At 70.5% G+C, this 25,145-nt stretch carries 26 protein-coding genes, 9 tRNA genes and 1 pseudogene; 9 read left to right on the top strand and 27 right to left on the bottom strand.

Features of this window, described 5'->3' with window-relative positions:
* The 4 genes from AB0I88_RS34400 to AB0I88_RS34415 form a co-directional block, all read right to left on the bottom strand.
* Positions 1 to 228: hypothetical protein (locus AB0I88_RS34400; protein WP_361034505.1), on the bottom strand; the 228-nt coding region annotated here is incomplete at its 3' end.
* Between the two features lie 49 nt (positions 229 to 277).
* The gene (locus AB0I88_RS34405) at positions 278 to 1,246 is read right to left on the bottom strand and encodes an aldo/keto reductase (RefSeq protein WP_361034508.1); all 969 of its coding nucleotides are present in this window, start codon (positions 1,244 to 1,246) and stop codon (positions 278 to 280) included.
* Positions 1,247 to 1,350: 104 nt separating this feature from the next.
* A complete protein-coding gene (locus AB0I88_RS34410) occupies positions 1,351 to 2,529 on the bottom strand; it encodes an amidohydrolase family protein (protein WP_361034511.1) in 1,179 nt (392 codons plus the stop codon).
* 91 nt (positions 2,530 to 2,620) lie between these two features.
* Positions 2,621 to 2,815, bottom strand: coding sequence for an AlpA family phage regulatory protein (locus tag AB0I88_RS34415; RefSeq protein ID WP_361034514.1), 195 nt, complete (start codon positions 2,813 to 2,815; stop codon positions 2,621 to 2,623).
* A gap of 148 nt (positions 2,816 to 2,963) precedes the next feature.
* On the opposite strand from AB0I88_RS34415, the gene AB0I88_RS34420 reads away from it, so the two are divergent.
* Positions 2,964 to 3,746 (top strand): alpha/beta hydrolase, encoded by a 783-nt coding sequence (locus AB0I88_RS34420; RefSeq protein ID WP_361034517.1) that lies wholly within the window; start codon positions 2,964 to 2,966, stop codon positions 3,744 to 3,746.
* Between the two features lie 4 nt (positions 3,747 to 3,750).
* Positions 3,751 to 4,530 (top strand): MerR family transcriptional regulator, encoded by a 780-nt coding sequence (locus AB0I88_RS34425; RefSeq protein WP_361034520.1) that lies wholly within the window; start codon positions 3,751 to 3,753, stop codon positions 4,528 to 4,530.
* A gap of 24 nt (positions 4,531 to 4,554) precedes the next feature.
* On the opposite strand, the gene AB0I88_RS34430 is transcribed toward AB0I88_RS34425, so the two are convergent.
* Positions 4,555 to 5,169: a GNAT family N-acetyltransferase gene (locus AB0I88_RS34430; RefSeq protein WP_361034523.1), complete on the bottom strand. Its 615-nt coding sequence runs from the start codon at positions 5,167 to 5,169 to the stop codon at positions 4,555 to 4,557.
* A gap of 353 nt (positions 5,170 to 5,522) precedes the next feature.
* Between AB0I88_RS34430 and AB0I88_RS34435 the strand changes: the two genes are divergently transcribed.
* A complete protein-coding gene (locus AB0I88_RS34435; protein ID WP_361034526.1) occupies positions 5,523 to 5,984 on the top strand; it encodes an aromatic ring-opening dioxygenase LigA in 462 nt (153 codons plus the stop codon).
* A gap of 458 nt (positions 5,985 to 6,442) precedes the next feature.
* Here AB0I88_RS34435 and AB0I88_RS34440 read toward each other — a convergent pair whose 3' ends face one another.
* A complete protein-coding gene (locus tag AB0I88_RS34440; protein ID WP_361034529.1) occupies positions 6,443 to 7,027 on the bottom strand; it encodes an MOSC domain-containing protein in 585 nt (194 codons plus the stop codon).
* Positions 7,028 to 7,552: 525 nt separating this feature from the next.
* On the opposite strand from AB0I88_RS34440, the gene AB0I88_RS34445 reads away from it, so the two are divergent.
* A complete protein-coding gene (locus AB0I88_RS34445; protein WP_361034532.1) occupies positions 7,553 to 8,548 on the top strand; it encodes a diacylglycerol kinase family protein in 996 nt (331 codons plus the stop codon).
* A gap of 214 nt (positions 8,549 to 8,762) precedes the next feature.
* Here AB0I88_RS34445 and AB0I88_RS34450 read toward each other — a convergent pair whose 3' ends face one another.
* The 15 genes from AB0I88_RS34450 to AB0I88_RS34520 all read right to left on the bottom strand — a co-directional run bounded on the left by AB0I88_RS34450 (position 8,763) and on the right by AB0I88_RS34520 (position 13,984).
* On the bottom strand, positions 8,763 to 9,161 hold the full coding sequence (locus AB0I88_RS34450; RefSeq protein ID WP_361034537.1) for a hypothetical protein: 399 nt from the start codon (positions 9,159 to 9,161) through the stop codon (positions 8,763 to 8,765).
* A gap of 278 nt (positions 9,162 to 9,439) precedes the next feature.
* Positions 9,440 to 9,513: transfer RNA gene (locus AB0I88_RS34455), tRNA-His, on the bottom strand.
* Positions 9,514 to 9,552: 39 nt separating this feature from the next.
* Positions 9,553 to 9,625, bottom strand: a tRNA-Val gene (locus AB0I88_RS34460).
* A gap of 5 nt (positions 9,626 to 9,630) precedes the next feature.
* A tRNA-Val gene (locus AB0I88_RS34465) sits at positions 9,631 to 9,703 on the bottom strand.
* Between the two features lie 2 nt (positions 9,704 to 9,705).
* A tRNA-Met gene (locus tag AB0I88_RS34470) sits at positions 9,706 to 9,782 on the bottom strand.
* Between the two features lies 1 nt (position 9,783).
* Positions 9,784 to 9,856, bottom strand: a tRNA-Lys gene (locus AB0I88_RS34475).
* 13 nt (positions 9,857 to 9,869) lie between these two features.
* Positions 9,870 to 9,942: transfer RNA gene (locus AB0I88_RS34480), tRNA-Arg, on the bottom strand.
* A gap of 19 nt (positions 9,943 to 9,961) precedes the next feature.
* Positions 9,962 to 10,035: transfer RNA gene (locus AB0I88_RS34485), tRNA-Ala, on the bottom strand.
* A 21-nt stretch (positions 10,036 to 10,056) separates the two neighbouring features.
* Positions 10,057 to 10,127: transfer RNA gene (locus AB0I88_RS34490), tRNA-Gly, on the bottom strand.
* Between the two features lie 21 nt (positions 10,128 to 10,148).
* Positions 10,149 to 10,219, bottom strand: a tRNA-Gln gene (locus AB0I88_RS34495).
* A gap of 564 nt (positions 10,220 to 10,783) precedes the next feature.
* Positions 10,784 to 11,425, bottom strand: coding sequence for a DUF402 domain-containing protein (locus tag AB0I88_RS34500; RefSeq protein WP_361034540.1), 642 nt, complete (start codon positions 11,423 to 11,425; stop codon positions 10,784 to 10,786).
* Positions 11,426 to 11,713: 288 nt separating this feature from the next.
* Positions 11,714 to 12,478 (bottom strand): ABC transporter permease, encoded by a 765-nt coding sequence (locus AB0I88_RS34505; RefSeq protein WP_361034543.1) that lies wholly within the window; start codon positions 12,476 to 12,478, stop codon positions 11,714 to 11,716.
* Complete coding sequence (locus tag AB0I88_RS34510) at positions 12,475 to 13,266, bottom strand: ATP-binding cassette domain-containing protein (protein ID WP_361034546.1); 792 nt, start codon at positions 13,264 to 13,266, stop codon at positions 12,475 to 12,477. The genes AB0I88_RS34505 and AB0I88_RS34510 overlap by 4 nt, the downstream gene beginning before the upstream one ends.
* Positions 13,263 to 13,634 (bottom strand): DUF1048 domain-containing protein, encoded by a 372-nt coding sequence (locus AB0I88_RS34515; protein ID WP_361034549.1) that lies wholly within the window; start codon positions 13,632 to 13,634, stop codon positions 13,263 to 13,265. The genes AB0I88_RS34510 and AB0I88_RS34515 overlap by 4 nt, the downstream gene beginning before the upstream one ends.
* A gap of 2 nt (positions 13,635 to 13,636) precedes the next feature.
* The gene (locus AB0I88_RS34520) at positions 13,637 to 13,984 is read right to left on the bottom strand and encodes a PadR family transcriptional regulator (protein WP_361034552.1); all 348 of its coding nucleotides are present in this window, start codon (positions 13,982 to 13,984) and stop codon (positions 13,637 to 13,639) included.
* Between the two features lie 131 nt (positions 13,985 to 14,115).
* On the opposite strand from AB0I88_RS34520, the gene AB0I88_RS34525 reads away from it, so the two are divergent.
* Together AB0I88_RS34525 and AB0I88_RS34530 are read left to right on the top strand one after the other, a co-directional pair.
* Positions 14,116 to 15,132, top strand: coding sequence for a YbhN family protein (locus AB0I88_RS34525; RefSeq protein ID WP_361034555.1), 1,017 nt, complete (start codon positions 14,116 to 14,118; stop codon positions 15,130 to 15,132).
* A 133-nt stretch (positions 15,133 to 15,265) separates the two neighbouring features.
* Positions 15,266 to 16,897 (top strand): annotated as a pseudogene (locus AB0I88_RS34530) (glycoside hydrolase family 9 protein); the annotation flags it as partial.
* An 85-nt stretch (positions 16,898 to 16,982) separates the two neighbouring features.
* Here the strand turns inward: AB0I88_RS34530 and AB0I88_RS34535 are convergent.
* A complete protein-coding gene (locus AB0I88_RS34535) occupies positions 16,983 to 18,911 on the bottom strand; it encodes a bifunctional diguanylate cyclase/phosphodiesterase (protein ID WP_361034558.1) in 1,929 nt (642 codons plus the stop codon).
* 508 nt (positions 18,912 to 19,419) lie between these two features.
* On the opposite strand from AB0I88_RS34535, the gene AB0I88_RS34540 reads away from it, so the two are divergent.
* Complete coding sequence (locus tag AB0I88_RS34540) at positions 19,420 to 19,812, top strand: TIGR03668 family PPOX class F420-dependent oxidoreductase (protein ID WP_361034561.1); 393 nt, start codon at positions 19,420 to 19,422, stop codon at positions 19,810 to 19,812.
* A 68-nt stretch (positions 19,813 to 19,880) separates the two neighbouring features.
* Positions 19,881 to 20,741 (top strand): GNAT family N-acetyltransferase, encoded by an 861-nt coding sequence (locus AB0I88_RS34545; protein WP_361034564.1) that lies wholly within the window; start codon positions 19,881 to 19,883, stop codon positions 20,739 to 20,741.
* 86 nt (positions 20,742 to 20,827) lie between these two features.
* Here the strand turns inward: AB0I88_RS34545 and AB0I88_RS34550 are convergent, their stop codons facing one another.
* Positions 20,828 to 21,184, bottom strand: a complete 357-nt coding sequence (locus tag AB0I88_RS34550) for a hypothetical protein (protein ID WP_361034567.1) — start codon at positions 21,182 to 21,184, stop codon at positions 20,828 to 20,830.
* Between the two features lie 338 nt (positions 21,185 to 21,522).
* Here AB0I88_RS34550 and AB0I88_RS34555 point away from each other — a divergent pair, with 338 nt between their 5' ends.
* Positions 21,523 to 21,750, top strand: coding sequence for a hypothetical protein (locus tag AB0I88_RS34555; RefSeq protein WP_361034570.1), 228 nt, complete (start codon positions 21,523 to 21,525; stop codon positions 21,748 to 21,750).
* A gap of 100 nt (positions 21,751 to 21,850) precedes the next feature.
* On the opposite strand, the gene AB0I88_RS34560 is transcribed toward AB0I88_RS34555, so the two are convergent.
* From AB0I88_RS34560 to AB0I88_RS34575, 4 genes are all read right to left on the bottom strand, one after another.
* On the bottom strand, positions 21,851 to 22,288 hold the full coding sequence (locus AB0I88_RS34560) for a chemotaxis protein CheW (protein WP_361034573.1): 438 nt from the start codon (positions 22,286 to 22,288) through the stop codon (positions 21,851 to 21,853).
* A gap of 116 nt (positions 22,289 to 22,404) precedes the next feature.
* The gene (locus tag AB0I88_RS34565) at positions 22,405 to 23,700 is read right to left on the bottom strand and encodes a hypothetical protein (protein WP_361034576.1); all 1,296 of its coding nucleotides are present in this window, start codon (positions 23,698 to 23,700) and stop codon (positions 22,405 to 22,407) included.
* 3 nt (positions 23,701 to 23,703) lie between these two features.
* Positions 23,704 to 24,873, bottom strand: a complete 1,170-nt coding sequence (locus AB0I88_RS34570; RefSeq protein WP_361034579.1) for a serine/threonine-protein kinase — start codon at positions 24,871 to 24,873, stop codon at positions 23,704 to 23,706.
* Positions 24,860 to 25,111, bottom strand: coding sequence for a hypothetical protein (locus tag AB0I88_RS34575; RefSeq protein ID WP_361034582.1), 252 nt, complete (start codon positions 25,109 to 25,111; stop codon positions 24,860 to 24,862). The genes AB0I88_RS34570 and AB0I88_RS34575 overlap by 14 nt, the downstream gene beginning before the upstream one ends.
* Between the last annotated feature and the right edge of the window lie 34 nt (positions 25,112 to 25,145).

Genomic DNA, 25,145 nt, shown 5'->3' on the forward strand with positions numbered 1-25,145 from the left:
CACGGATTCGGCACCGCCCAGCCGGATGGCAATCCGAACGCCGCCCCAGTACGTGTGCAGTTCAGGCTCGCAGCGCACCCGAAATCCACACACGGATTCGGCACCGCCCAGCCGGATGGCAATCCGAACGCCGCCCCAGTACGTGTGCAGTTCAGGCTCGCAGCGCACCCGAAATCCACACACGGGTTCGGCACCGCCCGGCCGGGCGATCGGCACCTCGGCCCGCACTCCATCACCGTGCCGTGCGGCGGCCGGCGGACGGGCATGGTTCGGACCCTCAGTACCGTGCGTAGGGGTCGGCCCAGTCGGAACGGTCCACCGCATCGAGTCTGTGCACCTGGTCGTCGTCCAGTTTCAGCGCCACCCCGTCGAAGGCACTGTCCAGCTGATCGATCTTGCTGCCGCCCAGCATGGGACGGATGCCCCGGCTCAGCAGCCATGCCAGCACCACCTGGCCGCGGGCGGCCCCGCACTCGGTGGCCACCTCGTCGAGAACCCTCAGGCGGGCGGTGTTGCCCGGATGGTCGAACACGTCGGGGACAGGTTTGGCCGGATTGTCGTAGGCGCCGCTCAGCAGCGGCGTGTACGCCCACAGGTCGAGGTCGTGCTCGACCGCGTAGTCCATCTGTTCGTCGCTGAGCACCCCGAACCGGTGCACTACCCCGGGCGGCAGCGTGCCGGGACGGGGACGCAGGTAGGTGGCGTTGAGTTGCAGAGCGTCGAACGGGCGCGACCCGATCGCCCGGGCGTGGGCGCGGCCGCGTTCGACCAGCCATGCGGGATGGTTGGAGAAGCCGAACCGGTCGGCGGGCAGCCCGGCGAGCGCTTCGACGGTGTCCTCGATGGGCACCGACCGGTCCTCCTGGTGCAGCCACAGCAGGTCGACCCGGTCGATGCCGAGCCGGTCGAGGCTGCCGGCGAACGCGGCCCGCACCGCCGACGGTGACAGCCCTTCCCGGCGGGACGGCCAGGAACCCGGCTCGAGCGGCTCGGCGCCCAGTTTGGTGGCGATCCGAACCCGGTCACGGACGCCGGGCCGGGCGGCCAGCCAGCGGCCGAGCAGCCGCTCGCTGTCGCCTCCATGACCGGTGCCACTGGCCCAGAACGCGTAGCAGTCGGCGGTGTCGATCCAGACTCCACCGCGCTCGGCGAACCGGTCGAGCAGCGCGAAAGACGTCTGCTCGTCGATGGTGGTTCCGAACATCATCGCCCCGAGCACGAGCGGGGACTGCGTCGCTTCGAACATGTAGACGACCGTGTCACCTGGAGCGCGCTCCAGGTCAAGCCTGTCACGGCGATCCATGCTCCGCCCGCTACGACCGTCCCGCAACACCCCCAGGTCGCGCCACGTCACACCACCCGGTGGCCTCGGGCGAAGACCGCGCGGATCCGGTGCAACGCGGTGAGGTCGGCGAGCGGGTCGCCGTCGACCGCGACGATGTCGGCGTCGAGCCCGGGCGCCAGCCGGCCCTTGGTGCCGCCCAGGCCGCATGCGGCGGCGGCCCTGGAAGTGGCCCAGGTCAGCGCCAGCGCCGGGGTGAGACCGATCATGGTGGTCTGCTGCAGGGCGTGCGGCAGGACGTCGTGTGGTTTCGTCGGCCCGATGCCCGCGTCGGTGCCGAGAACCAGGTGCGCGCCCGCTTCGTACAGTCGCCGGGTGTTGGTGATGATGCGGGGCAGGCGCTTGGCGATCGCGGGCGGCGGCGCGGCCCCCGGCACCGGCGCGACGCCGACGGTGAGGCCGACGGTCACCCCGCTGCCGGCGATGCGGCCGGTCAGGTCACCGGGGTCGTCGACACCGTCGGCGCTCCAGAACGAGACGTGTTCCATGCCGTCGACGCCGGCGTCGAGGCTCATCCGGATGGCGCCGGTGCCGTGGGCGTGCGCGGTGACCGGCAGGCCGTGCCGGTGCGCCTCGTCGACCACGGCCCGCAGCAGTTCGACGGTGAACTGCGACGTCTCCTGGCGGGTGCCCGGGGTCATCGTCCCGCCGCTGGCCATCACTTTGACGACGTCGGCGCCGCGGTCGGCCCGGTCGCGGACCGCGGCGCGCACCGCCTGTGGTGTCGGTTCGGTCGCGCCGCCGAGGAAGTGGCAGTGTCCCGCCGGTGTGGTGATCGGTGGCCCGGCCGCGACGATGGTGGGCAGGCCGGCGGTGCCACGCAGCCGCAGGGAGAGGTAGCCGCGGTCGCCGAGGTCGCGGACCGTGGTGATGCCGGCGTGGAGGGCGGCGCGCCCGGCGGCCCGCATCGCGGCGAGCGCCGCGTCGTCGTCGCGCCGGGCGAGGGCGGCGACCGGGTCGGGGCCGGCGTCGAAGGCGAGGTGGACGTGCGTGTCGATCAGGCCGGGCAGCAGTGTGGTTCCGGGAAGATCCACCACCTCGGCGCCGGGCGGCGGCGTGCCCGCACGGGCGACCGCGGCGATGACCGGCCCGTTCATCAGCAGCACGGGGTCGAGCATCAGGGTGCCGGAGACGCCGTCGAACAGCGCCCCGGCTCGGACGGCGACCAGACGCGGCCGGTCCGTCATGCGGATCCTCCTCTCGTTCGGGCGGAGACGCCGTCCGGCGAGGTGCCCGCACACGGCGGTCGCGCCTGGCCGGCGCCGTCCGTGCGGCGGCTCACCGCCCCGGACGGCGCCGCACGGCCCACTCCTCCACCTCGGACGCCAGCCACACCTTGCCCTGAGTGAGCCGCGCGACCGGGCGGGGAAAGTCGCGGCCCATGGTGAGCTGGTACACCCGCTGGCGGCTGAGCCCACCCAGGCGCATGCGGATCTCATGACTGCCGACAAACTCCGGTGCACGATCGGTCATGCGAACGACTATAGGCAAGAGACAAGGGATCTTGCACCCCCGTCACCCGTCCAGGGACGAGATTCCGCCCCGCCAGGACAGCGCACCCGGCATCGAGCACCGGCAGAACCGTTGACCCTGACCCAGGGTCAATCCATAGGCTGCTCGCATGACCGGTTCACACTGGACGGGCATGCTTGCCGTGGACGACACGGCCCTCGCCGTCACCGACACCAACGGCCCCGGCACGCCGATCGTGTACCTGAACGGCGCGTACGCCGATCAGTCGCACTGGCGGCGGGTCATCGCCGAACTCGGCGACGGCTATCGCCACATCACGTACGACGAACGCGCCCGCGGCCGGTCGAAGCGGTCCGCCGACTACTCCTTCGAGGCCTGCCTCCGGGATCTGGACGCGGTCCTCACCGCCCGGGGAGTCGACCGGCCGCTGCTGGTGGGATGGTCCTACGGTGGGGTCCTGTCGTGGCACTGGGCCGACCGGTACCCGGATCGTGTCCTGGGCATCGTCACCGTGGACGCCTTCCCGGCCGGGCTGACCGGAGCCGCCGGGCGGGACCGCATCCGTAAGGAGTTCCGCAGGATGCGCCTGCTGTTGCCGGTCGCCGGCCGGTTCGGCATGGGCGCCCGGATGAGCGCGGACCAGCACGCCGAGGTCAACATCGAGCTCAACGAGATCAGCGCCGCCGGCGTGCCGGTGCTCGAACGCATCGCCTGTCCACTGCGGTTCGTCATGGCGACCGGAGCCAGCCTCGGGAACCAGGGCGACGAGATGGACCAGGGGCGTGCCGCGCTCGATCCGGTTCTCGCCCGCAACCCGAACCTCGCGATCAGCGCGAGGGTCGCCAGCAACCACAGCACGATCCTGCGCAAGGACTCCTCCGCCGTCGCGCGGGCGGTACGGGAACTCACCGGCGCCCGGACGACGGATTGAGCCGATGGCGAACGGGCTCACGATCGGTCAGGCGGCCGGGTTCGCCGGTGTCACGGTGAAGACCGTGCGGCACTACCACCGTCTCGGCCTGCTCGGCGAGCCCGGCCGCGACACCTCCGGTTACCGCCGCTACACCTCCACCGACCTGCTCCGGCTGGTTCAGGTCCGTACTCTGGCCGAGGCGGGCGTGCCACTCGCCGAGATCGGCGGACTGCTCGGCGCCGATCCCGAGCGCTTCGCCGCCGCGGTGGCCGACGTCGAGCGGCGGCTCACCGACCGCATCACGGAACTCGTCGCCCGCCGCGACACGCTGCACCGGCTCGCCGACGGCGACCGGGCGCTGCTTCCCGAGCACGCGTGCGCCCTGCTGGACCGGTTGGCCGAGCTGGATTTCGGTCCCGAGGTCGTGGCCTCGCAACGGGAGGCGCTTGTTCTGGCTCGCGCGCTGGCCCCGGCGTTCTTCGACGGCTTCGTGACGCAGCTGGAACGCCGGCTCGACGACCCCGAGTACGTGCGGCTGTGGAAGCGTACCTGGGATGCGCTGTCCTGGGACGTGGACGATCCGCGACTGGACGAGCTGGCCGCCGGGATGGCCGACAACCTGCTGAGCGAACGTGCGGCGATGCGGACCCACGTGGGCGCCTTCTTCGCCGGCCCCGACGCCGGCGCCCGCTACGATCTGATCAACGATCACCGGGCTGACGAGGCGCCGGCCGCGGCTCGGCTGACCGCGCTCATCGAAGCGAGGTTGCGGGCTGCCGGCATAGAGATTCCCCACCGATGAGGAGTCGGCCCTCCCGGCGGGAAGTCACCACGACTCGCCGTTCGATGACGAGACCGGCCGGCGGCCGGTCGCCGATGCGGTGAACCGGCGTCCGCGGTCTGCCGGACGACCGGCCAGGTCGATGGCGTAGACGCGCAGCGGAGTGCCGGACACCGGGTCGGTCGTCTCCCGGTCCAGGCGCATGCCGATTTTGATCATCACCCGGGCGGACGCCTCGTTGCCGACCTGATGGATGCTGACCAGGCGTCTCATGCCCAGATCGTCGCGGGCGTGGGCGAGGACGGCCCGGGCGGCTTCGGTGGCCAGGCCACGGCCCCAGTGGCGGCGGGCCAGGCGCCAGCCGATCTCGGGAGTCGGCAGCACCTCCGGCAGGAAGGTGGGCATCGCCAGCCCGGCGAAACCGGCCAGTTCACCGGTGTCACGCAGGGTGAGCGCGAACAGGCCGAACCCGTGCTCGTCCCAGTGCTTGCGCCAGGTGGCGAGGCGTTCCGCGGTGCCGTCGCGGTCCAGGGGTCTCCCGTCGCGGATCCAGCGCATCACCTCCGGGTCGGCATTTATGGCCGCCATCGGGTCCAGATCGTCACCGGTCCAGTGGCGCAGCACGAGCCGGGACGTCTGCAGCCGCCTCGAACCCTTCATGAAGCCCAAACTAACGGCCCGGGCCGACTGGCGGTCGACGGAAATCACACGCCGTCGCTCAAGATCAAACCTGTGGCGAACCCCACTGGTCACACAGCGTCGCACGACCCTTCAGACGGTGACTAAGGCTAGGCGACGCGGGGCCGAACGTCCCGGGGCCCGGGTCCATGGTCCCACCGAAACCCACTTGAGTTCGGGACGTTCGACCCAGACTTGTCGGCCCTATTGCGCGCGGCGTCGGCACAGCATCCTCATAGGCGAAGCCGAAGATCGAACCCCGACCCGACATCAGGCCGGTGGAACCGTCCGAGGGATCGAACATTCGTGTAATTAGGAGAAACATAATGACTGCCGTGGCCACCAAGGTCGAAAAGACCGGTTCGGGGAGTGCTGTCCGTCTGATCGGCATCCTGCTGATGCTCGCCGGCCTGATCATGGTGGTGGCCGGTGCCACCACCTGGTTCACCGTTCAATCACAGCTCGCCGACGAGCGGATCACCGTCTCCGCCGACGCCGAATGGTTCGCCGGCGAGAAGATCGACGGCCCGCTGACCGCCTACTCCGAGGCTCAGATCATCGAGAAGCACGCTCTCAAGGCGAGCGGCGGCAAGACCTACGCCGAACTCGACAAGGAGGACCCGGTCCGGGCCACCGTGATGACCGGCTCCTTCCTGCGCGCCTCGCTGTTCACTTCGGTGGTGTCATTCGGAATCGCCGCGATGGCCGCCGGTCTGGGCCTCGTCATCGGCCTCATCGGCTACGCGCTGTTCCTGGTCGCCCGGCGTCTCGCCGTCGACCCGGCCCCCACTGCCTGACACTCACCGATCCGAGAAGCGGCGCCCGTCCCCCCCGGGCGCCGCTTCTCTCTCTTCAGAATCAAGACCCCTTTTCGCGTACGCCGAACGCGCCGCACCCGCTCTCGATTACCGACGCGCCGGGGCCTGGCGACGTCGATTCACCGCGGCCGGCCGGAAGTTCATGTCACGGCGTGGATGCCGGTGCTTTCCTTCCTCGACCGAGCCACCGCCGACGATCCGGCCCCGTCGCGCCGCCGGGAGGCGTGCCGGGCGTTGCCGGTGGCGCATCTCCCCGGCCGGCCCGGGCCAGTCCGTGACGTCGCGCCGGGCCGACGCCGTGGACCGGGCGCAGGACCGCGCCGGTGAGCGTGTCGAGCGGAACGTCCTCGTCGCAGGCGCCGGGGTCGGCGTGGACGTCGGCGGACATCGCGCTGCGCAGGCGCACCGCCACAGCCGGGCACGGCAGGGGAAGCCGATCACCCAGGTGGCATGATCTGCCGCACGGTGTCGCCGGCCGCGACCGTCCCGCCGACGATCACCCGGGCGTTGAGACCCCGCAGCCGCAGGCGCTTGGCCTCGTCGGTCCAGACGAACTTGTGGGCGTCGCGCCCGAACCGGGCGGCGAACTTGGCGCAGCCGGTGTGCGGCTGGTCGGTCACCTCGATGACGGCCTCGTCGCCGATCGCGAGGCGGCAGCCGGCCGGCAGCGCGTCGAAACTCAGATCGAGATCGACGTAGAGCTGGTCGCCGGCGAGTGCCCAGGCGTCACGGTCCGGGCCGGCGATCAGCTCGACGAACCGGGCATTGATGACGTTGAGCTGCATGTCGGGGTGCGGTGAGTTGTCGGGGGTGCGGGAACTCGGCCGTCGGCTCCAGTTGTCGCCGACCAACCCGGTCTCCCGGTGCAGCTCGGCGCGGGCCAGCACCTCCCGGGCGCCCGTCGTGGGCCGGCGCACGGCCAGTTCCAGGGTGCCGGCGCCCTGCGGGGACTGCCGCACCAGGTGCAGACCTTCCAGGATCTCGTCCAGCGAGCGATGCCGTACCGCGATGGTGTCGTCCACGACTGGACTGTGCCCGACGTGCGCAAGGGAGGTCCACGCCGTTTCCCAGAACCCGGAATCCCGTCACCGGCGAGACCGTCCCGGGAGCGCGGCATACCTGGTCAGGGCGTTGCGCACCGTCCGTCTCGGTCGCGCCACCGCCTCAGCGGATCGGTCGCGGACCGGGACGCGCCGGGCGAGAACTCGCATCCGAACGGCAATGATCGAGCCGTCTCGTTCGGCCGCGCCGGGCTGGGCCGCATTGTTTCGCCGACCGGATCGCGGGGTAGGGGAAGGCCATCGAACGCTACAGCCGTGACCATGTCGCGTACGTGTTCCGGCGGCCGCCCAGACTCCTGCGGCCCGTCCTTGCCGCCCCGATCGTCCTCACGATGCGATGCCGGTGCGTCGCCGTTCCCGGCCGAACAGGATCTCAAGGAGTCGCGCCATGTGCACTTCCGTCGCCACGACCGCCCGGAGCGGCTTCTCCGCGCTCGACGCCACCAAGGCAGGCGTCAGTACACCCACCGAAAGCGAGCAACCACGATGACGATGACCACCGGCCGCACCAACCCAGCGCCCCGATCGGCGGTCATCGTCAACCCTTCCAAGATCGACGACCTCGGCGAGCTGCGGCACAGCGTCGACGGCACGCTGACAGGGGCCGGCTGGCCGGCGCCACAGTGGTTCGAGACGTCCGTGGACGACCCTGGATTCGGTCAGACCCGTTCGGCCGTCGAGTCAGGCGCCGAGGTCGTCTTCGTCTGCGGCGGTGACGGGACCGTGATGTCAGCGGTGTCGGCACTGGCCGGTACCGAGGTGTCCATGGCCGTCCTGCCCGCCGGCACCGGCAATCTGCTCGCCGCGAACCTCGGGCTGTCCACCGATCTGGCCACCCGACTCGCCGTGGCGCTGGAAGGCGGTCTACGGCGCCTGGACGTCGGCACTCTCGACGGCCGGCACTTCGCCGTGATGGCGGGCATGGGCTTCGACGCGCACATGCTCGACGCGACATCGGACACGGCGAAGAAGCACATCGGCTGGCCCGCGTACATCCTCGGCGCGGTGAAGCACCTCAAGGACCGGCCGATGCGGGTCACCATCCGCATCGACGGCGGCCGACCGATGCGTCGGCGTGCCCGCTCGGTGCTCATCGCCAACGTGGGCCGGTTGCAAGGCGGGGTGAAGTTGCTGAGTGACGCGCAGCCGGACGACGGCGTCCTGGACATCGCCGTCCTGACGCCCAACACGCTGCGCACCTGGGTGGCGCTGGGGTGGGGGCTGATCCGGCGCAGCGCTCAGGTTCCCGCGCTGGAGGTCTTCCGCGGCAGCCGCATCGACGTGCTCAGCAACCGGGCCCAGCCCCGCCAACTCGACGGCGACCTCATCGAGAGCAGCGACCGGCTGACCGTCGAGATCATGCCGCAAGCTCTCTGGCTGTGTGTGCCCGAGCCGGCCGGCCACCCCGATCTCAGCGTCGACGCCGACGCCGCCACCGACCGCGAGGCCGACCTGCTCGGCCCGGCGCACCTGTCCCGGTGACGGCCGATCCCGGTAAGGCCGACAAGCCCTCACCAGCAGGCGCTGACCGCCCGCAACATCACCCTGGTCAAGCCCGGCTCTCTGCACGCCGAGCCGCCCGGCCGACGGACACCGCAGAGCCGCCCGGCCGACGGACACCGCAGATGTCATGTCGACCAGTGACGCCATGCCGCGCCGGCGCCGACGCATGCGGAGCGCTCCGCAACCGGGGCGGCTAGAAGTCGGTGACCCGCGGCGCCTGGCCGGGGCAGGAGGTGTCGATGGCGAGCTTGATGACCTCGTTTGCGGTGGCGTGGTCGATCGGCACCCCGTCGCGCGAGCCCATCGAACGGGTCGCGTCGACGACGTCCTCACTCTTCGCGTCCTCGGCCAGCGCGTTGCAGATCACATCGGCCATGGCCTGGACCTCGTCGTCGCCGCGCCCGCGGCCCAGCTCCGGCAGCTTCTCCCGGACCACGCTCACGAAGGCGTACGTCACCGCGGTCTCCGGGTCGGCCGCCGGTGTCGTGGTCGTGGGCTTCACGGTCGCGGGCCGGGAGGTGGGCGCCGCCGCGTCCTCCCCCGCCACGTTCACGTCGACCGTGCAACCACTCAGCGCGACGACCGTCGCCATCACGATGATTGTCGGCCGGCGTCTCGGCATCGGGTCCCCAACTCTCAAGTTCGACAAGTGGTCGGCCAAGGAGACGGTAGAGGACGCCCGCCAGCGGATCGACCGGATCAGCGACAGTCGGACGGCTTGCCCAGGCGTACACGGCAAGGGCCTTGAACCGAGTGCCGGCGGCGAGCCGGGCTGCAGAGGGCACGCCGGCCTCGGCACGCCCGCGCGAGGGTGACACCGGCGGGGAGGTCGCCGGACTGACAAGGACGGCTTCCGCGCGCCCGCGCGAGGGTGACCGGCCGGACTCGAACCGCGCCGCCTCCAGGTCCACAGCCTGGCGCTCTACCTGATGAGCTACAGCCACCAACATGCCGTCAGCACCGGACGCTCCGGGGACGGGTCGTACCCGTGCCGGGACTCGAACCCGGGACAGCCGGTTTGTAGGACCGGTGCTCTCGCCGCTGAGCTACACGGGCATGCGTGTTCCGGCCTGGAATCGAACCAGGGACCTCCGTCTTGTCGAGGCGGCGCTCTACCGACTGAGCCACCGGAACGGGAGCGGGGACGGGATTTGAACCACGTGATCTCCGGCTTATGAGGCCGGCGAGGACGACCGAACTCCTCTACCCCGCAGTGCGCCGTCAGGGACTCGAACCCCGGACATGCCGCTTAAGAGGCGGCAGCTCTACCGACTGAGCTAACGGCGCGTAAGGTCGTGCGTGCCCCCGGCAGGGATCGAACCTGCGGCCTTCCGGTTCGTAGCCGGACGCTCTCTCCGCTGAGCTACAGGGGCGTGGTGTCGCTGACATGCGTGGACCCGGTCGGAGTCGAACCGACAACCTTCGCTGTGCAAAAGCGTTGCTCTACCAGCTGGAGCTACAGGCCCGAGAATCCTGGGTGCTGGACGAGCGGCTACCGGGAGTCGAACCCCGGTCTCCGCCATGGCGAGGCGGCGCACTGACGTTGTGCCACAGCCGCGTGCGCGCGCATCGGACGATGCTGGGGGTGCAGGATTCGAACCCGCGTAGCCGAGGCCAAAGCTCGGTGGCCTGCCGTTAGCCGAACCCCCATCGGCCGGCATCGTGTGCCGCCGATACATGCCATTCATTGTCGAGTTGAGAGAGAACAATGCCGCTGACGAATTCAGGGCGTACGCGAACAGCCGGAAGCCGATGATCGATAACGCGAGGAACAGAAAACCGCCCGTTCCCCGAATGCCGGGGTGGGCGGCTGAGACGCGGGCACCGCCGCGTTATCCGCTCCACCCTGCCGGGCCGTGACCGGCCTCATGACCTCGCCGGTGTGGCCTCGCCGTCACGACGGGCGTGGCACACCCGTATCGCTTGGCCGCTGATCGCGCGGTCACGCGGATCTGCTGCGCCGACATGACGGTTCACCTCCTTTCGAGGATCGTTGCGATTCGCCGGTTTCCTGCCCACCTCACCGGCGTTGAGATCACTCTGCACCATTCCGCTGAGCCGCGCGACCTATTTACGGCCGTCATCCGTACGCCTTCGGCCGGCCGTTCCGGCGACGCGCAGGCGAGACCGACGGCGATTCCGCCCGCCGTGTATTCGTCACGCACCGGCCCGGCCCCGGCATGGCGGGTGTCAGGGCCCGCGGCCACGCCCGTGTCAGGTGCCGGCCGTCCGGGCCTTCGGCTGTTCCTCGTCCCAGCCGGCCGGGAGCGTCGACGGCCGCCACGTGGGGTCCGGCCGGAAGTCGAGGTGGGTACCGTCGAAGGGGAAGGCGCCCGTCTCGGCGAGCCGGATGAGGCGTACGCCCTCGGCCCGGATCTTCTCGGCCATGGCGCTGTCGAAGTACCACGGATGGCCGGTGCGGGCGGCCATCTCGTCCTCGTCCTTCCACTCCCAGCCGCGGTCCGGTTCGACCCACACGTCCAGCACCAGGTCGGTGGTGTCGACAGCGCCGTCATGCCGGGTGAACGGTGTTTCGAGATTGACGTACCAGCCGATGAACCCGCCCTTGCCGAAGAACCACCAGGTGGAGTGCCAGGCGTCCGGTGACATCAGGACCAGGATGTCGTGGTCGCGCCAGACCTTGGGCGCCAGGTGCGGCTGTCGCATCTCGTCCAGAGGCAGGTCGTGAGGCGATCTTCCGTCGGCGTCGGAGAGGGCGGCGAACTCGCTTCCCGCAGGCATCCACAGCAGCAGTCCTCTGTCGTCGTCACTGACCACCCGCATCGGTCTCACGAAGGTGTATCGGCTCGCTCGGACGTACCTGCGGAGGATGATCTGATCCGGCGTGAACGGCATGGCGCGACTGTATCGATCAACGACCACCCACCCGGCAGGCCGCGCAGCGGCGGTCCCGGCGACCACCTCCGGCCCGGCCCGGCCTCGCCGTCCGGCGCGTCGCGGGGTTCCCGCGGCGGGTACGCGCCGCGCGTACCCGAATCGGCCGGGCTCGGGGTCCCGCTGCCGCTGCTTCTTCTTCCGGACCGGAATCCCCGATGAGGAGCGCCGGATCGAAGCAGGCGGCGGCCCACCGGTCCGGCTGGATGAGATCGCCGGTCACCGGTGGGCCGCCGCCGGCCGGGACCGTCAGCTGATCTTCTTGCGGTAGATCGAGGTCGCCGCGGCGTAGGCGGCCACGAGGATGCCGGCGCACCAGGCGAGGGCGATCCAGATGTCGTCACCGACCGGCTGCTGGGCGAACAGGGCGCGGAGGGTGTCGACGATGGAGGTCACCGGCTGGTTCTCGGCGAACCAGGCGACCGGGGCCGGCATCGACTCGGTGGGGACGAACGCCGAGCTGATGAACGGCAGGAAGATCAGCGGGTAGCTGAAGGCGCTCGCGCCGTCGACGGTCTTGGCCGACAACCCCGCTATCACGGCGATCCAGGTGAGGGCGAGAGTGAACAGGATCAGGATGCCGGCGACGGCGAGCCAGTCGAGCACGGAGGCGCCGGTGCGGAATCCCATGAGCAGCGCGACGCCGACGACGATCACGATCGAGGCCATGTTGGCGACGAGCGAGGTGAGCACGTGCGCCCACAGCACGGAGGGCCGCGGGATCGGCATCGACTGGAAGCGTTCGAAGATGCCACCCTGCATGTCGAGGAACAGGCGGTACGCCGTGTAGGCGATGCCTGACGCGATCGTGATGAGCAGGATGCCGGGGAGCATGTAGTTGATGTACGACTCGCCGGTTCCGGTGTTGATGGCGCCGCCCAGCACGTACACGAAGAGCAGCATCAGCGCGACCGGGGTGACCGCTGTGGTGATGATGGTGTCCGGGCTGCGCAGGATGTGGCGCAGGGAGCGGCCGGTCAGGGTTCGGGTGTCGCTGAGGGCGTGGGCGGTCATCGGGTTTCCTCTCCCGTGGAGGGGGTGTCGCCGACGAGGGCGAGGAAGACGTCCTCGAGGGTCGGCTGCTTCTCGACGTACTCGATCTCGGCGGACGGCAGCAGTCGCTTCAGCTCGTCGAGGGTGCCGTTCTGGATGATCGTGCCCTGGTGCAGGATCGCGATCCGGTCGGCGAGTTGCTCGGCCTCGTCGAGGTACTGCGTGGTCAGCAGGATGGTGGTGCCGCCCTTGGCGAGCTGCCGCACGGTCTGCCACACCTCGATGCGGGCCTGCGGGTCGAGGCCGGTGGTCGGCTCGTCGAGGAAGACGACCGGCGGGTTGCCGACCAGGCTCATCGCGATGTCGAGCCGCCGGCGCATGCCGCCCGAGTAGGTGCCGGCCCGGCGGCTGCCGGCGTCCGTGAGCGAGAAGCGGGCGAGCATGTCGTCGGCGATCGCGCCCGGGTCCTTCAGGTGGCGCAGTTTCGCGACCAGGACGAGGTTCTCCCGGCCGGTGAGCACTTCGTCGACCGCGGCGAACTGGCCGGTCAGGCTGATCGATTCGCGGACCTTGCCGGGGGCCGAGGCGACGTCGAAGCCGTGGACCGTCGCGGTGCCGGTGTTCGCCTTCAGCAACGTCGACAGGATGCGCACCAGGGTGGTCTTGCCGGCGCCGTTCGAGCCGAGCAGCGCGAAGATGCTGCCGGCCGCCACGTCGAAGTCGACGCCGCGCAGCACGTGCAGGTCCTGGTACGACTTGGTGATGCCGTGGACCCTGATCGCGGGTTCGCGGGTGTCGGTGGCGGTCATGCGCTCTTCTCCTCGCCGTCTGCGGCGTCGATCGCCTTGCGGAGGCGCTCGCGTTCCTTGTCGATCCAGTGCTTTCCGGAGTACGCCTGCACGAACGTCTCGGCGAACTCGACCGGGTCGTCGCCGACGATCGCGCGAACCGGTGTTCCGTCGGCGACCGCGCGTTCCCAGAGGTCGACGAAGTCGTCCAGCATGACGACGAGCGTGTCGCCGTCGGTGATCGCGCCCTGGCACAGGAAGTACCGATGGAGCGCCTTGGCCGCGCCGTGATAGGGCTCCGGCAGCGCCTCGATGCGGGCCATGTTCTGCTTGTACTGCTTCTTCTGCTCGAGCGACCCGACGAGCATCTCGATCCACTTCGCGGCCATGGTCATGCTCCTTCGTCGTGCTGGTTGTCGGTGTGGCGGAGCTGCTCGATGCGTCCCGCGAGGGTGTGCCACGTGGCCCAGAACTCGGCGAGTTGTTCTCGCCCTCTCGCGTTGAGCGAATACACCTTCCGTGGGGGGCCCTTCTCGGAGGGGACCTTCTCCACGTCCACGAGCCCGCGTTGCTCGACGCGGACGAGGAGCGCGTAGACGGTGCCTTCCGCGATGTCCGAGAATCCGCGGTCGCGCAACCATGCGGTGATCTCGTATCCGTACGCGGATCTGCGGGCCAGGATCGCCAGGACGATGCCTTCGAGGGTGCCTTTCAGCATCTCGGTCATCTGGTTGCCCATGACGCCACCTCCTTGGTATTCAACGTCGCTAGGTACTGGTAGACGGTAACACTAAGTACCGGTACCTAGCAACGCTTAATACCGCGACCGCCCGAACCTGAGGTGGCGCCCGCAGTGCATGATCGACCGCTATGGGCCGAGGGTCGAAGTACCGGAAGTGGCGGCACGCCGCCGTGATGGTCGCCCTGGTGGCCGCCGCAGCCCTGCTCGTACGCCGGCAGTTTCCCGACCCGGAAGCCCTGATCGACCAGCTGAGCAGCGTCAACGTGGGATGGGCGGCTCTGGCCGTGGCCGCCGGCCTGACCTCGCAGCTGGCGTTCGCGCTGCAGCAGCACGAACTGCTGGCGGCGTTCCGCGTGCCGGTGAACCGGCGCGACACGATCGCCCTGACCAGCGCCGCCAACGCCATCAGCACCGTCGTCCCGGCCGGCGCCGTCGTCTCGGTCGCCTACACGTTCCGGCAGTACGTGGCCCGGGGCGCCACCTCCGCAACCGCGACCGCCGTCACGGTCCTGTCCGGGGTGGTCTCCGCGGTCGCGCTGATCACGCTCGCCGCGGGCGGCCTTGTCACCGCGGCGCCCGCCCTGCTCGCCGTTCCGGCAGCCGCCCTGCTCATCGTCGTCGTCCCGAAGCCGCGGCTGCCGGTCGACCGGGCGCGCGTCAAGGCACGGCTCACCGGGCATCCCCGTCTGTGGCGGCTGGCCCGGGAGACACATCGCGTGCTGCGGCTGGGCCGGCAGGTACGGGCACGCGACTGGGCGGCCGTCGTCGTCCTCGCCGCCGGGAAGTGGGTGTTCGACCTGGCCTGCCTGATGCTGATCGCCGCGGCGTTCGGCGCCGACCTGCGCTGGGAGCATCTGGCCGGCGTCTACCTCACCGTGCAGGTGGTCCGGCAGGTGCCGCTGACCCCGGGCGGGCTCGGCGTGATCGAGGCGAGTCTGCTCGCGGGCCTGGCGGCCGCGGGCGCCACCGCCGCCGAGGCGGTGGGCATCGTCGTCGGCTACCGCCTGATCTCGTTCTGGCTGATGTTGCCGGCCGGTCTCGCCGGTTACCTCTACCTGCGCCGCGACGGACGTGACGCCGGGGAGCCGGCCGCCGTCGGCACGCCGCCCGGCAGGCGGGCCGCCGCACAGCGGCCGCCACGATGAGCCGACCGTGACCGGGCGGCGGGAAGGCCCACGGCGGCCCGACGCACAGGCTCACGACGTGAGTTTCGAGGTTCCGGCAAGGCCTGTTTGACAGCGGGCCCTCCGGCTGGGAGCGTTCCCAATCATGTCGGATGTCGCTGTCAACCAGGTGGGTTACCTTCCGTCCGGTCCGAAGCGGGCCACTCTGGTCACCGAGGCCACCCAGCCGCTGCCGTGGCGGCTGGCCGATGCCACCGGCCGGGTCGCAGCGACCGGGACGACCACCCCGCGCGGCCTCGACGTCTCCTCCGCACAGAACGTGCACACCATCGACTTCGGCACGTGCCGGCAGACCGGCGCCGGTTTCACGCTGACCGCGGACGGCGCGACCAGCCGGCCGTTCACCATCGACGCGGGCCTCTACGTCCCGCTGCGCGCCGACGCGCTCGGATTCTTCTACTGCCAGCGCAGCGGCATCGAGATCCGCGAGGACCTGCGGCCCGGCTACGGCCGCCCGGCCGGGCATCTCAGCGACCGCGACGTCCCGTGCGCCGCCGGCGCCGGCGACTACCGGCTGGACGTGCGCGGCGGCTGGTACGACGCGGGTGACCAGGGAAAATACGTGGTCAACGGCGGCATCACGGTGTGGCAGCTGCTGCACGCGTTCGAGCACCGGCGCGGCCTCGACACGCTGACGCTCGACCTGCCGGAGAGCGGCAACGGGCTCCCCGACCTGCTCAACGAGGTGCGCTGGGAGCTGGACTTCCTGCTGCGCATGCAGGCGCCCGGAGGACTGGCACACCACAAGATCCACGACCGGGAGTGGACCGGCCTGCCGACCCTGCCGCACCTGGACCCGCAGCCGCGCGAACTGCGCCCGGTGTCCACCGCGGCCACGCTGAACCTGGCCGCCGCGGCGGCCCAGGGGGCACGCGTCTACCGCGAGTACGACGCGGACTACGCGGAACGCCTGCTGACCGCCGCGCGAACCGCCTACACGGCGGCCGAGGCCGGCCCGATCCGGTACGCGCCGGTCGAGGACACCGTCGGCGGCGGCCCGTACAACGACGACGACGTACGCGACGAGTTCTACTGGGCGGCGGCCGAACTGTTCCTGACCACCGGCGAGCAGCGGTACGCCGACGCGGTGCTGTCCTCGCCGCTGCACACCGCGGACGTCTTCGGGCCGTACGCCTTCGACTGGGCGGCCACCGCGGCCGCCGCCCGCCTCGACCTGGCCCTGACCCCCAGTGAGCTGCCCGGCCTGGCCGGCGTGCGCGCCTCGGTGGTCGCCGGCGCGGACCGGTACCTCGCCGTTCAACAGGCCCATCCGTACGCGGTGGCGTACGCCCCGCCGGGCAACCGGTGGGACTGGGGCTCCAACAGCATGGTGCTGAACAACCTGACGGTGCTGGCCGTGGCCTACGACCTGACGGGCGAGAGCCGCTACCGTGACGGCGTCCTGGAGGGCCTCGACTACATCCTCGGCCGCAACGCGCTGAACCTGTCCTACGTGACCGGCTACGGCACCGACTACGCGAAGAACCAGCACAGCAGGTGGTACGCCCACCAACTCGACCCCGGCCTGCCGCATCCGCCGAAGGGAACCCTGGCCGGCGGCCCGAACTCGGGGCTGCAGGACGAGGTGGCGCAGGCCCGGCTGACCGGCAAGGTGGGCCAGTTCTGCTATGTCGACGACATCCACTCCTGGTCGACCAACGAGCTGACGATCAACTGGAACGCGCCGCTGGCCTGGATCGCCGCCTTCGCCGCCGAACTCGGGTGACGACGTGTGACCGCAGCCGGAACGCCGGGCCCGCGGCTCGCCACCTGGACCGGCCCGGACGGCGTCGGCGCCGAGGCGGGCCCGGCTATGCGGCCACCGCCTTGGCGCCGGTGAGACTCTCGGTCAGCGCGTCGGCGGTCATGGGCCGCGCGAAGTAGTAACCCTGGGCGATGTCGCAGCCGACGGCCCGCAGTGCGGCGACGGTGTCGGCGTCTTCCACCCCTTCGGCGACGACGGACAGTCCGAGGTTGTGCCCGAGTTCGACGGTGGAGGCGACGAGGGCCTGATTGCCGGGGTCGTGGGCCATGCCGTCGACGAAGGAACGGTCGATCTTCAGCTCGTCCAGCGGGAGCAGCCGCAGGTACGTCATGGAGGAGTAGCCGGTGCCGTAGTCGTCGATGGAGGTCTTCACGCCGAGGCTGCGAATTCGCTGCAGGGCGTCGATGGCGGTGTCCGGGTCGCTCATGATGCTGTGCTCGGTGACCTCGACGCACAACTGGTCGCCGGCGATGCCGCTGCGCTCGAGTTGAGCGGCGACACGAGCGGGGAAGCCGGCGTCCAGCAGTGTCCGGGTGGAGACGTTGACCGAGACGGGGATGCGGTGCCCGGCATCGAGCCAAGCCCTCGCCTGGTCCAGCGCCATGGTCAGCACCTGATCGGTGAACCGGTGGATGAGGGCGGTGGATTCCAGCACCGGGACGAACTCGCCGGGTGAGATGGGTCCCTTGGTGGGATGCCGCCACCGGGCCAGGGCTTCGACACCGGCCAGGGCGCCGGTCCGCAGGGCGATCTGCGGCTGATAGTGCAGGCTGATCTCAGCTCCGGTGTCCATGGCCCGGCGCAGGTCCCCCAGCAGGGCGAGCCGGGCGGTGCTGTCCTGGTTGTGCTGCGGGGTGTGCCGGCGAAATCCGAGACGCCGTTGTTTGGCGACGTTCATGGCGGTGTCGGCGTGTTGCAGCAGCGTGGCGACGGTGTCCCCGGCCCGGGCGGTGGCGGCGCCGACACTGATCTCCAGGTCGATGGTGAGGTCGTCGATGACGAACGGGTGTTCGAAGGAGGCGGCGAGCCGGGCGCCGATGCTCTCCCCGATGGCCGGGTCGGTGTCGCGCAGCAGGACGGCGAACTCGTCACCGCCGAGGCGCGCTACGACATCGTGCTCGCGTACCGAGGCACGTAGCCGTTGACCGGCCTGCACGAGCAGCAGATCCCCGATGCGGTGGCCGAGTTGCTCGTTGACGTCACGGAAGCCGTCGAGGTTGACGGTGAGGATGGTGGCCCGGCCCGGCCGGACGCCGTTGCCGCGACGGTGACGGGTGTCCTCGGCCAGCGCGCGCTGCATCACGGCGGTGAACGCCCCACGGTTCGGCAGGCCGGTGAGCGGATCGGTGGTGGCCATCGTCGCGAGTCGGAGCCGATAGGCGCGCATCGCCCAGCCGAACAGCATAAGCGTGATCAGGGTGACCACGAAGGTGAGCGCATTCCCCCACAGCAACCGTTGCGACTGACGCTGCCCGGCCTCCTGCCGTGCGGTGTGATCGGCGAGGTGCTGTCGCTGCTCGGCCAGCACGTCGGCCAGAATCGTGGTGGCGGCCGGCTCGATCGCCTCTTCGAGGAGCTTCTCCGCGCCGTCGGTGTCGGCGCTGTCGAGCCGCTGCAGATAGCGGATGACCTGCGTGCGCAGCCTGTTGTGGCGGGCGGCGATGTCGGCCGCCCGGGACGCGTGCTCGCTGTCGATCTCGGCCATGTGGATCATCGCGGCGCGGGTCTGCTGATGGACGGCGTGCCACTGGTCGCGTTCTTCACCGTCGGGCTCGCGCAGGATGGCCTGGATCAGCGACATCTCCCACGCGGTCAGATAAGCCAACTGCTGATAGGCGTCGGTGTGGTCGCTGTCAGCGACGTTCAGAGCGACGATGTCGGCCTGCTCCCGGCTGCCGAGCACCGCGTAGCCGGACGAGCCGGCGAGCACGATCGCGAGCAGACCGGTCAGCCACCGCTGTGCCGAAGTACGCATCGTACGCCTCTCCCGCAGCCCGGACGGGCTGGAATGGGGACGTCAGCGACGCCGGCGCGCGCGGGCCATCGGCGCCGGACCCCGGGGACGCCCACACCGTCAGGGTCGACCGTCGAACCGGACGGCCCGGCGGCCGGCCCCGGCGATGGGCCCGGCGGTGATGCCGGCATGGGCGGGCCCGTACCGTCGCCGGCCGGCGGCGGGCGGCCCACCCGGTCGGTCCAGCGCGGACGACGCGGCCGAGCGCGCCGGAACCGCAGGTGACGGATCGTCCTGCTGGTTCATCAGTACCTCCTGCCGGATGCCAGTGAATGACCTTGAGCTGTCCTCCGTATTCTGACCAATGAAATATGACAGATCCCCCGAAACGGGCAGACTCGTGGCCGAGGCCGCTCCCTGCCGGGATGCCGCCTCACCGCGGGCACCCGCACGGGCGGCCCGCCCACCGGCGATGCGGTCCGGATGGCCACCGTCCCGGCGACGGGTCTCGGCGGCCTAGGATCGGGCCATGGAGGCAGCCGCCGAGCTCTTCGCCTCGGCGCGGGTGGCGCGGCTCGCCACCGTCGGTGCCGGTGGTGTCCCCCGCCTGGTTCCGATCGTCTTCGCCGTCACCGGCGACGTCATCCACACCGCCGTCGACGCGAAACCCAAACGCACCCGCCGGCTGCGCCGGCTCACCGACATCGCGGCCAACCCGCGCGTGTGCGTCCTCGCCGATCACTACGACGACGACTGGTCGGCCCTGTGGTGGGTCCGCGCCGACGGCGTCGCCCGCGTCCTCGACTCCTCACCCATCGGCCTGGCCGCGCTGTCGGCCCGCTATCCCCAGTACCGCGCCACCCCACCGCCGGGCCCGTTCCTGGAGATCACCGTCGACCGCTGGTCGGCCTGGCGCCCGTGAGGGCGGAGCCCGAACCAGCCCCGCCGAAAACGCCTTGCGCCGTCACCGTGGTGTGATTGGGTCGACGCATGTCGATCACGATGCACCACGCGGCGCCGGAGTCGCTGAACGAGATCGTCGAGACGGTGGCGGCCTGGCAGCACGCCGGCGGACCGGTCCAGCTGCACCCGGGCGACCTCGGGTGGCACTGGCGGTTCGGCACGCGGGAGCTGGCCGAGATGATGCGGGTGTGGGCTGACGGCGGCCGGATCCTGGCGGTCGGCATGCTGGACGGCGACGACGGGTTGGCACGCCTGGCCATCGCCCCGGCCGTCGACGGCGACGCCGCGTTCGCCGCCGGGTTGCTGGCCGCGCTGCCCGGCGACGTCCGGACCGTCGAGGCTCGCTCGGGCTCCGCCTTCCGGGATCTTCTCCGTCGCGGCGGCTGGGCGGCCGACGAACCGTGGACGCCGCTGTCGCGCGACCTCACCGACCGGCTGGAGGACCACGGGCTCAGGATCGAGATCCTCGACGCTCGGCACCGCGACGAGAAGATCGTCCAGGATCGGGTGACGGTCCAGCGGGCGTCGTTCACCAGTTCGACGTTCACCGCGGAGCGCTGGCACGCGATGGCCGCCACCCCGTCCTACCGCCGGGCCCGCTGCCTGGTCGGCTACGACCACGACGGCAACGCGGTCGCCACGGTGACGGTGTGGTCAGCCGGGCGAGGACGGCCGGGACTGCTCGAACCGATGGGCGTTCACCGGGACCACCGCGGCCACGGGCACGGCCGGGCCATCACCGTGGCCGCGGCCGCCGCGCTGCGGGAGATGGGTTCCTGCACCGCGACGGTGTGCACCCCCAGCGGCAACACCGCCGCCGTGGCGACCTACGTCTCGGCCGGTTTCCGGAGCCTCCCCGCCGTCTCCGACTTCCGCCGCCCGGGCTGACCGCCTCCCGCTCCGGCCGGCTCCGCCGACGAGAACAACGATGACGTGAACGGCTTCTCGTCTGACTGTCGACGGTTCCGACCGATTCATGTGCGCGACTGAGGACGGCTCCAGTGGCCAGAACTCCCGGATACGACCAGTTCGATGACGAGGCTCATCGTGTCGCGATCCTCCTGGTAAGCGGCATCGTGAAACAGTGCCATCGGCGGCGAGTGACCCGGGATGATCGTTCGGGTGACTGATCCTGTCCCCTGAACGGGAGATCCCGAAGCGTCGAGCCAGGCGCCGCCGGCCCACCGCGCGATGCGAAAACCAGGATCCCCGAGCACTCTTCCGACAGCACGTTCAACCTGATGCGGGTCGCGATCCCGTACCTCGCCGGCGAGGCTCTTGATCCTCAACAGCAGGAACAATCTTCTGACGCCGGTGACCAGGAACAGCATGGGAGACCCCAGGCCGAGCAGCCAGCTGAGAAGAACGCTGATCTCGTTCCAGGGTCCAGTGGATGGAGATCTGCCGATGTAATGAGATACGGCGGCGAGTGAATACGCCGCGTAGAGTTCGGGCCGGGAATCGGTCGGAGCCGGTTCGTCACGGCCACGACACTGCGAAGCCGCACACCGCAGGCGGGTGCCCACATTCCACACCGGGGCGGCGGCCGACGAGGGTGAGAATGCACCGGCCGCTGACGGTGACCTGGTCAGCCGGGCGGATCGGGGAAGTCCCGCGTCCCGGCCGTAAATCGGTGGCGTGCCGTCGCGCCGGTGTGGACGATACGACGATGTCCGGTGTACCTGAGGGATTCACGTTCCGCGTCCGCAAGAACGGGGATGTGGAGGTGCTGCATCACGGCCGTCCGGCCACGGTGCTGCGCGGCGCGTCCGCGACCCGGTTCCTGACCGACGTGGAGACCGGTGACGCGCAGGAGCTGATGGCGCGCGTCACCGGCAACTACCGGCACGGGAACGAACGAACCGCCAGGGACCATCCTCGCAACCGGCGACGATGAACGGCGTCGCCGGGGGCTCGTTCCCCGTACCCGAAGCTTGATCTTGAAGTTTGGCCCGCTCGCGCTTGCCGGCTGGACGGACCGGCGCGGTCCGGGGCGGTCAGGCCGTGACCCGGGCGGTGTTCACGCACTCGGCGACGTCCAGGACCAGCAGCAGCTGACCCTCGGTCTTGTACGCGCCGGTGACCAGCTGCCGTGACGGGCCGGTCAGTGTCGCCGGCGGCTCCTCGAACAGCTGCGCGTCCAGGTAGGCGACCTGTCCGATGCGGTCCACCAGCAGGCTCACCGGCTCACCGGCGTATCGCACGATCACGTTCATCACCAGGCCGGACATGTCCCGGCGTGGCAACCCGAACTGCACACGCAGGTCCACCGCGGCGATCACCTGCCCGCGCAGGTTGAACAGGCCACCGACCGCGCTCGGCGCCATCGGCACCGGCGTGTACTCGCTGTACGACAACACCTCCTGCACTGCGTCCACGTCCACGCCGAAGAACTGGCCGGCGACCTCGAAGGTGACGAACTGGCGATTGGGCATGTGGGCTCCCCGGGGGTGTCGACCGCCAGGGGCACGCCGCGACGGATTGCCGTACCTATCGGGCGCCCGGCGCCGGAACCAAGGAAACAGGCAAGGACATCGGTTGCAGTACTGAATCAGGCTGGATCGATCAGGTCCGAGGCGAGCCAAGCCCGCTCGTGCGTGTCGGCCGGTAGGAAGCTCAGGTGCAGTCTCTCGTCCAGCGCGTCGGAGCAGTCGATCCAGTGCGCGAGGCTCAGGCCGGGGTCGGGAAGGTTCCAGGCGCCGGCGAGCCATTCGACGTACCGCTCGTAACCGTCGGGGAAGAACTCGCGCGCGGCTCCGGGGCCGGACGCCGGAACCGCGGTCACGGCGACAACGCACCAGCCGGCCAGCCGCATCCGGAGAGCGGGCGCCCCGGAGCGCGCCGCGTCCCGCCGGGCCTGCACGAGGAGATCCGCGGTGAGATTCACGAGGTGATCGGTGCTCAGGGCTTCCCGGGCGGGAGCGGCTTCGCCGGGATACTCCCGGTGAAGCCGGGCGAGATGGGCGCGGAGGAGCCGGGTCTCGCGGGCGTGCTCCTCGCCACGCGCCGGCGGAGGCGGCGAGGTCACCACGGTCACGTACCAGTTGCCGTCCCCGCCGCGGTCGGCAAGACAGAGACAGGTGCTGCGGGCCGCCGCGCCCGGGCTCAGCAGCATCTCCGCCTCCAGCCTCCGCACCATCGACGTGAACACCTCGCCGGGGGGATGCTCCGCCGGCCGGTATGTCCTCGCGTGCATCGCGTCCGGCCCTACCCGGCACCGGAGGATCAGCGGCCCGTCCTCGGGCAGTATCGGCACGTACTCCGACACCGTGTCCAGCGCCTCGCCGAAGTCGGGCAGGATCGGCCCGTCCCGGCCCACGATGATCCGCTCGATGTCATCGGGGTCGACGGCGACGACACCCCGGCGCCCGGTCGGTCTCAAGTAGCCGCCCAGCCGGCCGGCACATCCAGGAGATGGGCAGTCCAGGTCCGTATCACCGAGGTCGGGTACGTTCATGCAGTCGGCACAGCGAGTGCAGCGGCAGACCGGGCATTGAATGCCGACCGGATCGAAATAGCCCCGCGCTTCCTCGAGCAGGACCTGTGACGAGTACCAGAACCTTCCGCATTCGCCGCACTCGGTGGCGATGGGCGCCAGGAGCGCGCTCGCTTCCTGCCGCCGCGTCACCGGCTCGGCGGCCGCCTTCCGCTCCTCCCGCGACATGCTGAGGACCACGAGTCCGTAGGCCATGGCGTCGGGATCGCCCGGCTCGCGCCGCAGCGTACCGAGCACCAGATCCAGCGCGCTGCGCAGTCGGCCCGCATCGGCCAGCTCGCGGACCCGGTCGCCCAGGCCGGGCGCCGGTTTCCGGTCGGTGGGGAACTCGAAGGGGCTGATCTCGGACATCGTTCACTCCTCCGGACCGCGCAGAAGCGCGGCCTCCTCGCCACGGCCGGCGCACGCCAGCGCCGCCCGGGCCGTCTTCAGTGTCTCCGGGAGCAGCTCCGCCGGAAGGTCGGGCCCGGCGGCGAGCAGCCGGTTGACCACCCGGACCGCCTCGTCGCCACGGCCGGTGCGGATCAGCGACCGGGCCAGGGCGAGCTCCCGGTCGCAGCGGTCCGGCCAAGGCAGCGTGGATGCCGGGGAGTCGGCCGGATCGATCCCGAGCTGCCGGGTCAGCATCCGGGACAGGTCCGAGAAATCGCGCGGCCGGCCGCCCGCATGCTCGTCGAGACAGCTGGAGAGCACCCACCCGAGCCGACCGTCGAGTGGCGGGAGAGCCAGTCGGCGCCCGTCCACGGTGGCGCCCATGAACAGCGACTTCCGGCGTTCCCCCGGCCCCTCGGATGCGTAGTAGTCCAGCAGTTGGCGGCGCTTGGCGTCGTCGTCGCCGCCGACGACCAGAGGGAAGGGATACGGCAGCCGCCCGGTGCAGAGCTGATACAGGATGACTCCGAAGGAGTACACGTCGGCGCGGCAGTCGCACGGCTCCCCGCGCAGCTGCTCCGGGGAGGCGTAGGCCCAGGTGCCGCCGCCCCGGGCCCGGCGAAATCTCCCGCTCGGCGCGCGGACCAGCCCGCTCAGACCGAAGTCAGCGATCTTCGCGTGCCCCGCTTCGTCGAGCAGAATGTTGGACGGTTTGAGGTCGAGGTGCACGCTCTCCCCCATCGCCGACAGGTGGGCCATGCCGGCGCAGATCTCCTGGAGGATCTCGGGCCGGAATTCGGTCCCGATGATGTCGGTGAGCGAGGCGGGCGCGTACTCCAGCAACAGCGCCTGCCGGTTCAGCACCGTCAGGACGTCGAGCAGCGCCACGACGTACGGATGGGGTCTCATCCGCAACAGCACGATCAGTTCCTCGTCGCTCACCCGCGATCCGCCGATGGGCACCTTGATCGCACATTGCCGGTCCCGCAACAGGTCGTCGACGGTCAGGACCCAGGCCTGTCCCCCTCGGGTCCATCCGGTGACCCGCCAGCGGTCGAGCAGCACCTGTCCCTTCACCACCGCCGGAGCGGCCGGTGATCGCGGCGGCGGGCTGACGGGGTCCGGCGACGTCATCAGGTCAGAGTTCTCCATCGTCGTCCGTCGTCCTGGTCCGCGACGCCGTCGGATCGTGCAGGTCGGGTGCGGAGAACTCGATGAGGAGCACGCCACTGGCGAAGCGGAGCCGGTCCTTGTCGTCGATGACGTGGCAGGTCCGGTCGGCGACCAGGGTCAGCTCCCGGTTCGCACCGATCAGATAAGCCGGATGCGACCCGAGATGCTGGTAGATCAGGCGTTGCCGAAGCCCTGCTGATGACCCGCGACCTGACACCCGACGTGGTACTCATGGATCTGAACATGCCGGG

Origin of the sequence: Actinoplanes sp. NPDC049802, assembly GCF_040656595.1 — a bacterium.
In the GTDB taxonomy this organism is placed as follows: Bacteria; Actinomycetota; Actinomycetes; order Mycobacteriales; family Micromonosporaceae; genus Actinoplanes.

Bases quoted from the DNA above. Each gene is read 5' to 3' on its own strand.
- AB0I88_RS34405 (WP_361034508.1), bottom strand. From the start codon at position 1,246: ATGTTCGAAGCGACGCAGTCCCCGCTCGTGCTCGGGGCGATGATGTTC.
- AB0I88_RS34410 (WP_361034511.1), bottom strand. From the start codon at position 2,529: ATGACGGACCGGCCGCGTCTGGTCGCCGTCCGAGCCGGGGCGCTGTTC.
- AB0I88_RS34415 (WP_361034514.1), bottom strand. From the start codon at position 2,815: ATGACCGATCGTGCACCGGAGTTTGTCGGCAGTCATGAGATCCGCATG.
- AB0I88_RS34420 (WP_361034517.1), top strand. From the start codon at position 2,964: ATGACCGGTTCACACTGGACGGGCATGCTTGCCGTGGACGACACGGCC.
- AB0I88_RS34425 (WP_361034520.1), top strand. From the start codon at position 3,751: ATGGCGAACGGGCTCACGATCGGTCAGGCGGCCGGGTTCGCCGGTGTC.
- AB0I88_RS34430 (WP_361034523.1), bottom strand. From the start codon at position 5,169: ATGAAGGGTTCGAGGCGGCTGCAGACGTCCCGGCTCGTGCTGCGCCAC.
- AB0I88_RS34445 (WP_361034532.1), top strand. From the start codon at position 7,553: ATGACGATGACCACCGGCCGCACCAACCCAGCGCCCCGATCGGCGGTC.
- AB0I88_RS34450 (WP_361034537.1), bottom strand. From the start codon at position 9,161: ATGGCGACGGTCGTCGCGCTGAGTGGTTGCACGGTCGACGTGAACGTG.
- AB0I88_RS34500 (WP_361034540.1), bottom strand. From the start codon at position 11,425: ATGCCGTTCACGCCGGATCAGATCATCCTCCGCAGGTACGTCCGAGCG.
- AB0I88_RS34505 (WP_361034543.1), bottom strand. From the start codon at position 12,478: ATGACCGCCCACGCCCTCAGCGACACCCGAACCCTGACCGGCCGCTCC.
- AB0I88_RS34510 (WP_361034546.1), bottom strand. From the start codon at position 13,266: ATGACCGCCACCGACACCCGCGAACCCGCGATCAGGGTCCACGGCATC.
- AB0I88_RS34515 (WP_361034549.1), bottom strand. From the start codon at position 13,634: ATGGCCGCGAAGTGGATCGAGATGCTCGTCGGGTCGCTCGAGCAGAAG.
- AB0I88_RS34520 (WP_361034552.1), bottom strand. From the start codon at position 13,984: ATGGGCAACCAGATGACCGAGATGCTGAAAGGCACCCTCGAAGGCATC.
- AB0I88_RS34525 (WP_361034555.1), top strand. From the start codon at position 14,116: ATGGGCCGAGGGTCGAAGTACCGGAAGTGGCGGCACGCCGCCGTGATG.
- AB0I88_RS34535 (WP_361034558.1), bottom strand. From the start codon at position 18,911: ATGCGTACTTCGGCACAGCGGTGGCTGACCGGTCTGCTCGCGATCGTG.
- AB0I88_RS34540 (WP_361034561.1), top strand. From the start codon at position 19,420: ATGGAGGCAGCCGCCGAGCTCTTCGCCTCGGCGCGGGTGGCGCGGCTC.
- AB0I88_RS34545 (WP_361034564.1), top strand. From the start codon at position 19,881: ATGTCGATCACGATGCACCACGCGGCGCCGGAGTCGCTGAACGAGATC.
- AB0I88_RS34550 (WP_361034567.1), bottom strand. From the start codon at position 21,184: ATGCTGTTCCTGGTCACCGGCGTCAGAAGATTGTTCCTGCTGTTGAGG.
- AB0I88_RS34555 (WP_361034570.1), top strand. From the start codon at position 21,523: ATGTCCGGTGTACCTGAGGGATTCACGTTCCGCGTCCGCAAGAACGGG.
- AB0I88_RS34560 (WP_361034573.1), bottom strand. From the start codon at position 22,288: ATGCCCAATCGCCAGTTCGTCACCTTCGAGGTCGCCGGCCAGTTCTTC.
- AB0I88_RS34565 (WP_361034576.1), bottom strand. From the start codon at position 23,700: ATGTCCGAGATCAGCCCCTTCGAGTTCCCCACCGACCGGAAACCGGCG.
- AB0I88_RS34570 (WP_361034579.1), bottom strand. From the start codon at position 24,873: ATGGAGAACTCTGACCTGATGACGTCGCCGGACCCCGTCAGCCCGCCG.